This is a genomic window from Magnetococcales bacterium (assembly GCA_015232395.1).
Taxonomy (GTDB): domain Bacteria; phylum Pseudomonadota; class Magnetococcia; order Magnetococcales; family JADFZT01; genus JADFZT01.
The window spans coordinates 40,565-48,111 of sequence record JADFZT010000033.1; the positions used below are offsets into that span (position 1 = coordinate 40,565).

7 protein-coding genes and 1 tRNA gene are annotated in these 7,547 nt (G+C 57.4%); 7 read left to right on the forward strand and 1 reads right to left on the reverse strand.

What is annotated here, in order from left to right:
• Positions 1 to 8 precede the first annotated feature (8 nt).
• From HQL52_10755 to HQL52_10780, 6 genes are all read left to right on the forward strand, one after another.
• A complete protein-coding gene (locus HQL52_10755; protein MBF0369926.1) occupies positions 9 to 1,697 on the forward strand; it encodes a tetratricopeptide repeat protein in 1,689 nt (562 codons plus the stop codon).
• A 5-nt stretch (positions 1,698 to 1,702) separates the two neighbouring features.
• Positions 1,703 to 2,971 carry a chromate efflux transporter gene (gene chrA / locus HQL52_10760; GenBank protein MBF0369927.1) on the forward strand — a complete coding sequence of 423 codons (1,269 nt, stop codon included), beginning with the start codon at positions 1,703 to 1,705 and terminating at the stop codon, positions 2,969 to 2,971.
• 210 nt (positions 2,972 to 3,181) lie between these two features.
• Positions 3,182 to 4,879 carry a hypothetical protein gene (locus HQL52_10765; GenBank protein ID MBF0369928.1) on the forward strand — a complete coding sequence of 566 codons (1,698 nt, stop codon included), beginning with the start codon at positions 3,182 to 3,184 and terminating at the stop codon, positions 4,877 to 4,879.
• A 103-nt stretch (positions 4,880 to 4,982) separates the two neighbouring features.
• Entirely contained in the window at positions 4,983 to 5,819 is an 837-nt protein-coding gene (locus tag HQL52_10770; GenBank protein ID MBF0369929.1) for a pyrroline-5-carboxylate reductase, read from the forward strand.
• Positions 5,816 to 6,424: a YggT family protein gene (locus tag HQL52_10775; GenBank protein ID MBF0369930.1), complete on the forward strand. Its 609-nt coding sequence runs from the start codon at positions 5,816 to 5,818 to the stop codon at positions 6,422 to 6,424. The genes HQL52_10770 and HQL52_10775 overlap by 4 nt, the downstream gene beginning before the upstream one ends.
• A 4-nt stretch (positions 6,425 to 6,428) precedes the next feature.
• Positions 6,429 to 6,746, forward strand: a complete 318-nt coding sequence (locus tag HQL52_10780) for a YggU family protein (GenBank protein ID MBF0369931.1) — start codon at positions 6,429 to 6,431, stop codon at positions 6,744 to 6,746.
• A 130-nt stretch (positions 6,747 to 6,876) separates the two neighbouring features.
• On the opposite strand, the gene trxA is transcribed toward HQL52_10780, so the two are convergent.
• Positions 6,877 to 7,206 (reverse strand): thioredoxin TrxA, encoded by a 330-nt coding sequence (gene trxA / locus HQL52_10785; protein ID MBF0369932.1) that lies wholly within the window; start codon positions 7,204 to 7,206, stop codon positions 6,877 to 6,879.
• A 232-nt stretch (positions 7,207 to 7,438) separates the two neighbouring features.
• On the opposite strand from trxA, the gene HQL52_10790 reads away from it, so the two are divergent.
• Positions 7,439 to 7,515 (forward strand) — tRNA-Arg (locus HQL52_10790).
• Positions 7,516 to 7,547: the final 32 nt, after the last annotated feature.

A 7,547-nucleotide genomic window follows, 5' to 3' on the forward strand; every position in this document is an offset into this window, starting at 1 on the left:
GTTAACGCATGGATGAATCACCAATGGCTATGACCGGCATCTCCCGTTGGTTGCTCTTTTTGGCACTGGTATTATCGCCGCTGGCCGTAGAGGCGGGACCGGCCCAGGAGCTGAAAGCGGGGGCCGCTGCCCTCAAGCGCCATCAAACCAATGAAGCGGTCACCATTTTTACCCGTTTGATCAATAAACGGGGTGCCACCCCTGCCCAGAAGGCGGCGGCTTATGGCGGACGCTGCCTGGCTCGGCAAAAGATCGGCCTCACCAAGAACGACCGCAAGGTGCTGCGCAAAGCGGTGATCGACTGCACCCAGGCCATTGAGCTGAAAGCGAGCCACTATCAACCCCACCGGACCCGGGGTAATGCCCGTCTGGCCCTCGGGGAGATGAAAAGCGCCATTCGGGACTTTACCAGCGCCGTTCAGGTGGACCCCAACGACTATCTTTCCTATCAGGGAAGAGGTATGGCCTATGCCCGCCAGGGAGAGGAGGCCAAGGCCCGCAAGGATTACGATACCGCCATCCGCCTGAAGCCTGAAAACCCCTGGAGCTATTTCAATCGGGGCAAGCTGCACTCCGAATATCGCCGCTATCAAAAAGCAGTCGATGATTTTAGCGAATTTATCCGCTTCAAGCCCGACTATGAGCCGGTTTTTCTGGAACGGGGCAAGGCGCGCATGCTCCGGGGCCACTACCAGCAAGCCATCGCCGATTTTTATGAATCCCTGCGGCTGAAACCCGTCAACAACGCCATGGCCTACGGTTTTAGAGGTATGGCGCTCTTTCTCTTGAGTCGCTACCAGGAGGCGGAGGAGGATTTTCGTACGGTTCTGGCCTCCCACCCGGGGGATCTGGAAATTCGTCTGTGGCTTTTCATGTCCATGGAGCGGCGGGGCAAGTCAGGCAAAAGCGCCTTCACCAAAACCGCTCTGGATAACCCCTCCCAGGGGTGGCCGGATGTGCTGATCAGCCATCTGATGGGGCGGGTGGGGACCGATCAGGTGGTCAAAACCGCCAAGCGTACCCTGGACATTCGTCAGCGGCGACTGCGTGAGGTGCAAGCCAGTTTTTTCCTGGGGCAAAAAGCGATCATCGATGGCAGCCAACCCCAGGCGGAAAAATGGTTTAACAGAGGGGTCGCTACCAAAAAAACCGATGCCATCTATTTTTTCGCCTCCAAACAGGGGCTTAAATTTTTGGGTAGCGGCGAGCCCAAGCCTTCCCTGAAAAAGCCTCCGACGCAATCCGATGCCGAGTTGGCCCAAGCCAGGCAGAGTCGAAAATCCGCTTCCAAGCCAGCCCCGGCAGCGACCAAAGAAACAACAGCAGCCACCGGGGAATCCAGAGTTTCCAGCCACAAGAGCGTATCATCCACCAAGAGCACCAAGGCCGCCACCAGGCAGCCGACTGCTGCGGCTAAAAAGTCCAAATCGGCTGCCAAAAGCGCTACTCTCAAGGCTGGTTTTGCCTTTAAGGTGGCCTCCTTCCGGGAAGCGGATAACGCTCAAAATGCCATCCAGCAGGTCACCCGCCTGGGCTTTCCCGGTTTTATCGAAAAGGTCAAAGTGCGGGGACATCTCTACCAGCGTGTCTGGGTGGGCCCCTTTAAAAGGGAGCAGGATGCCTGGAAGGCCCGAGAGCGGATTCGCAGGCTTCCCGGACGCTATCCCGGTCGTGTTCTCTACCGCCAGGCTCCCTGATCATTATGACCAACCAGCCGGAAAAAGCCCCTTCCACCAACCAACCTTCGGGTGGTGCGTGGCAGGTGTTTCAAGCCTTTTTGCAGCTGGGTTTGACCTCTTTTGGCGGGCCGGTTGCCCATATCGGCTATTTTCAGGAAGCCTTTGTGGTGCGGCGGCGTTGGCTCAGTGCCACCGCTTTTGCGGATCTGGTCGCCTTGAGCCAGTTTTTGCCGGGGCCTGCCAGCTCCCAGGTGGGGATCGGTCTTGGTGCCGCCCGAGCCGGGGTGCCGGGGGCCATCGCTGCCTGGCTGGGGTTTACCCTCCCTTCCGCACTCCTGATGATCCTCTTTGGTTATGGGGTCTTTCTGCTGGACGCCAACCATCGCATTGACTGGCTCCATGGCTTGAAACTGGCCTCAGTGGCGGTGGTGGCCCAGGCGGTGTGGGCCATGGCCAAATCCCTCTGTCCGGATCGAAACCGGGCGACCCTGGCGCTGGTTTCGGCCATGGTGGTTTTGGTGCTGCCCCCCATCTGGGGTCAGATGGCAGCGATTCTTGGTGGCGCGCTGATGGGGTGGTTTCTTTTGCGGCGTGTGTCCGCAGGGAGTGAAGGGAGCGATCAAACGGGAGCGCAGAGCGCTGAGGGAGAAGAGGGCTCTTCGGGGATTGCTCCGGTGGGGATACTGGCCCGGCCTCGGAATGGTGCGTGGTTGTTGGGGATTTTCTTTTTTTTATTGTTTGGTGCGCCGCTGATCAATCAATGGCTGGATTGGGAGTGGCTGCATGTGGGAGAGGCCTTTTTTCGGTCGGGCTCGTTGATCTTTGGGGGCGGGCATGTGGTGCTGCCCCTGTTGCAGGCTGAATTGGCCCCCCACGGTTGGATCACGGGAGACCTTTTCCTGGCTGGTTATGGTGCTGCCCAGGCAGTGCCGGGTCCGCTGCTCACTTTTTCCGCTTATCTGGGGGTGGTGCTCCAAGCGGGGCCCGGGGGGATGTTGGGGGGGCTGTTGGCGTTGATGGGGATCTTTTTGCCCTCCTTTTTACTGGTGCTGGGAACCCTGCCCTTTTGGGAGGCGTTGCGGACCAAAAAGGGGGTGCGTTCGGTCTTTGACGGCATCAACAGTGCGGTGGTGGGGCTGCTGCTGGCAGCTCTTTACGATCCGGTTTTTACCGGGGCGATTCTTTCAGGACTGGATCTGGCCATTGCCTTGGGGGCGTTCATCCTGCTCGTTCTCTGGAAACAACCCGTTTTGCTGGTGGTGGCACTCACCGGTTTTGTGGGTGCCTGGTAGACTCTTTTTCTGTTTCCAGACAGGGCTTGATCAGATCAGGGCTCTCCTCTCTTTCTTTGTGGTCTCATGAGCCGGATATCAACCCTCCCGGCCCCGCTCGGCATGCCTGTCCGGGCGATACCCCATTCCCTCCGTATGGAACTTGACTGACTGTAGAGCTTGACCGAAAATTTTGTTGGCCTTTTGGTAACCTTCTGAAGAGGATGTCAGATGAATCCCACCCCACGCCTTGCCCTGGCCCTACTCACCCTGCTGGTCGGCTTGTTAATCGCTCCCCCCCTTTGGGCCAAGGAAGAACCAACGCTCCTGGATGAGCCACCCATCCTCACTCAAGAGGAGCTGGAACAGGCTACCTCAGAAAAGTTGGCTGATATTCTCAAGGATCTGAACAGACGTAAGATGGATCTGGCAGAAAAATCCAAGGAACTCAAAAGTGCCACCATTGATGCGGACAAGAGCCGCCTGAAGGGGGAGATCGATAAGCTCAATCAATCCATCAAAGAGCAGGAGCACGCCTTTGAGATGATCGTTACCGGCGGGGTGGCTCTGGCCAAGGTGGAAGGGGCGGAGGAAAAAAAGTTTGATTGGCAGAAGGATCTCCTGGAAATCCTCCAGCCCATCATGAGCGAAATGCGGGAGCTGACGAAAGACAAGCGACGCCTCGAAAATTTAAAAAACCGGATTTTGTTTCATACCAACCAAATCAAGACCATCAACGAATCCATCGCCCATATCGACACCATCGACCCGGAAAATCTGGGGGAAGCGGCCCGGGAGCGTTATTTCCTGATCCAGAAGAAATGGCACGAAAACCTTCAGGAAAACCAGCATCTGATGGAGGTGGCCCAGCTACAGATGGATGGTTTGATCAAGGCGCAGGAGGCCCAGGTGCGTTCGGCTTCCGAAAGTTTGAAGCTGTTCATCCATGGCCGGGGGACCACCTTGGGGCTGGCGCTGCTGGCTTCTCTCTCCATCTTTTTACTGATGCGGGGGCTCTCCCGACTGCTGGGTAGACTCTTCAGCGGGCGCAAACGCAGCTATCTCCAGCGGCTTTTTTCCCTGATCTACCAGATCGCCACCGGGCTTTTTGCCATCGCCGCCATCTTTGCGGTATTTCACCATCGGAGTGATCGGGCTTTGCAGGCGATTACCATTTTGCTGCTGGTGGGGGTGTTGTGGGTGTTAAAAAACTCCATTCCCAAATATATCAGCGAATTGCGCCTGCTGTTGAATGTGGGGCTTGTTCGGGAGGGGGAGCGTATTCTCTATCAGGGGTTGCCTTGGCGGGTGGAAAATGTTCACTTTTTTGCCACCCTGGTCAATCCGGCGGTGACCGGTGGTGAGGTGCGGGTGCCCTTGGCGGTATTGACCGATATGCACTCCCGTAAGCCCCACCCGGATGAACCGTGGTTTCCCTGTGGGTTGGGGGATGTGGTGGAGCTTTCCGATGGCACTTTTGGCCGGGTGGAGGTGGTCTCCCTGGAGGGGGTGGTGTTGCTGGGCAAAGGGGATACCCGGATCAGTTACAGTTTGGCTGATTTTTTGGCGACGACACCCAAAAATCTCTCTTCGGGTTTCAGGGTGTCGACCATTTTTGGCATTGGCTACGACCATCAACAGCGGGCTTGTGAAGAGTTGCCGGCGCTTTTTGAAAAAGAGATCGGTCTGCGCTTGCAAAAGAGTCCCTACGGCCCCCATCTCAAGCAGCTCCTCTGTCAGCTTAACGAGGCGGCGGCTTCTTCCATCAATTTTCGGATCAACGCCGATTTTGATGGGGAGTTTGCCTGGCGTCGTGGCCGCATCTATCGGGCGATTCAGCGCTATTGTGTGGAAATCTGCAACGAACATCAGCTGGAGATCCCCTTCAACCAGCTGACGGTGCACTATGAGTCCAGTCAGGGGGATTGAGCCTTGGCGCAATTCTTCTTCCAGGTGTGCAGGTGTGATTGAGTATATGGGGGGGATGGGCTAATCTTTGGTGTTTTGGTTTTGACTTTTTTCAGGAGCATACATGCCCAGTACCACAACGATTGCCTTTCTCGGTGGCGGCAACATGGCCACCGCCTTGATCAAGGGTCTGCTCAACGCCGGGGTTCCCGAAAGCACCCTGCGGGTGGCGGAACCCAACCCCGAACGGCGGGAGCTGCTCGCCCGGGACTATTCGGTATCGGTCTTTGGTGACAGCAGCAGCGCCGTGGTTGGCGCAGAAGTAGTCGTGATTGCGGTCAAGCCGGGTGTGGTGCCAGGGGTGTTGGACGAAATCCGTACCGCCATGAGCCCCCAAACCTTGGTGATTTCCATCGCGGCGGGGGTTTCCATGGGGAGCCTGGTGGCTGGATTGCTCCACACCCAGCCCATCATTCGGGTGATGCCCAACACCCCGGCCTTGATAGGTGCGGGGGTTTCGGTCTTTTTTTCCGGGCCGGGGGTTTCAGCTGAAAAAGAGGCCCAGGCCCGGTGGCTGCTGGAAGCTGTCGGCGAGGTGGCCCGGATCGATGATGAAAAATTGATGGATGGGGTGACGGCTCTTTCGGGTTCGGGACCGGCTTATGTTTATCTATTGGCTGAGGCGCTTTCCGATGGGGGCGTAGCGTGCGGTTTGCCTCGGGATTTGGCGGATCGCTTGGCGGTGGGTACCCTGATGGGCTCAGCCAAGCTGATTGCTGAAACCGGACGCCATCCGGGTGAGCTGAAAAACCAGGTCACCTCCCCGGGGGGCACCACCATTGCCGGATTGGCCAAACTGGAGCAGGCCGGGGTGCGGGGGGCGATGATTGGGGCGGTGATGGCTGCCTGGGAGCGGTCCAGGGCGTTGAAGTTGGAAGCAGAGGAGAAGAAAAACCCATGATTCTAGGCTCTGTGGGAACCCTTATCAATTTTGTGCTATCGATCTACTACTGGTTGATTATCGCCCGGGTGCTGCTCTCCTGGGTCAATCCCGACCCCTATAATCCCATGGTGCAGTTTCTTCGCCAGGCGACGGATCCGGTATTGGTTCCCTTGCGGCGCATGGTGCCTTCGGTGGGAGGGCTTGATTTTTCACCGATTGTGGCGCTTTTCGGGGTGATGTTTTTGCAAAAGCTGTTTGGCGCTCTTTTCAGCCCCATGGGGGTGGCGGGTGGCAGCTTGGCGATGTTGGTTTCCGAGCTGTTTTCCGTGATGCACCTGTTGGCGACACTCTACATGATGCTTTTGGTGGGTCGAGGCGGAGTGCACGTCCACTCCTGGCTTTCTTTTCGTCGGGGTCAGGCGAGTCGGATTAATTTTCAGGGGGGAGTGATCCGCTTTTTGTTTCAGGTGACTGAGCCTGTGGTGCGCCCTTTGCGTCGTTGGGTGCCCACCTATTCGGGGTTGGATGTCTCCCCTTTTGTGGCGGCTTTGGGGATGGTTTTTGTGATCTCCATCATCGAAAAGGTGATCGGTGCCATCATTATGGGCGGTGGCATGGGTTAGCGGGATGGGGGTGGTTGTTTGGCGCCAGGGGGGGCTGGAAATCCGGGTGAAGGTGGTTCCCAGAGCTTCCCGGGAAAAAATAGTGGGCTTGCATGGGGAAAGCCTCAAGATTGCTCTCACCGCTCCTCCGGTGGAGGGGGCTGCCAATCAAGCTCTCTGTCAATTTTTGGCGGGAGAGTTCAAGGTGGCCAAGGGGCGGGTGTCGATTCTCCGGGGGGAGCGTTCCCGGGAGAAGGTCGTGCGCATCGAAGCCCCTGATCCCAAGCGCTTGGCGGCCTTTTTGGATCAATGGCAACTTCCGAAGCTGAATCCCTCCAGCTGATCAGCGGAAAAAATCCTGAGCTTTGTTTTTCTAGGGACCAAACGCAAACTCCCTGGACCGGACGGCCCAGGGAGGGGATTTTGCTCATTTGGTGACAGATCCAGCCCGGGGGGGGAATCTTCAGACCAGCTTAGCCGAGGCTCTCTTCCACCCAGGTGAAGAGCTTGGATTTGGGCATGGCACCGATTTTGGTGGCTTCGATCTGGCCGTTTTTAAACAGCATCAGGGTGGGGATCCCCCGAACGCCGTAGCGGCCTGGTGTGTTGGGGTTGTGGTCGATGTTGAGTTTGGCGACCAGCAGTTTACCTTTGTACTCCTCGGCCAGCTGTTCGAGGAAGGGGGCTACCTGCTTGCAGGGTCCACACCATTCGGCCCAAAAATCGATCAGGACCGGCACTTCGGCTTGCAGGACGTCCGCATCGAACTGGGCGTCGGATGTTTGGATGATGTTTTCGCTCATGGGGGGTGCTGCTCCTGGCTGATGGGGAGTACTGCTCCTTGCTTAAACTTGCTCCTTGGGTGAAGGCCCGTGACGACTGCTCAACTTATGCGCCACGACTCCCGACAGCCTAAAATTAGCCCGGGAGTTTGTCAAGCTCCCCCAACGCACCCCGCAGCCTGTAATACCCAACGCACCCTTTGACACACGCCCGGGAATGGCTATAATTACGGGCTCTCACCTGCACGATCAAGCGCGGTTAGCTCAGCTGGATAGAGCGTTGGCCTCCGGAGCCAAAGGTCAGAGGTTCGAATCCTCTACCGCGCGCCAGTTTTTCCTCTGCAGTTTCAAGACGTTGCTCC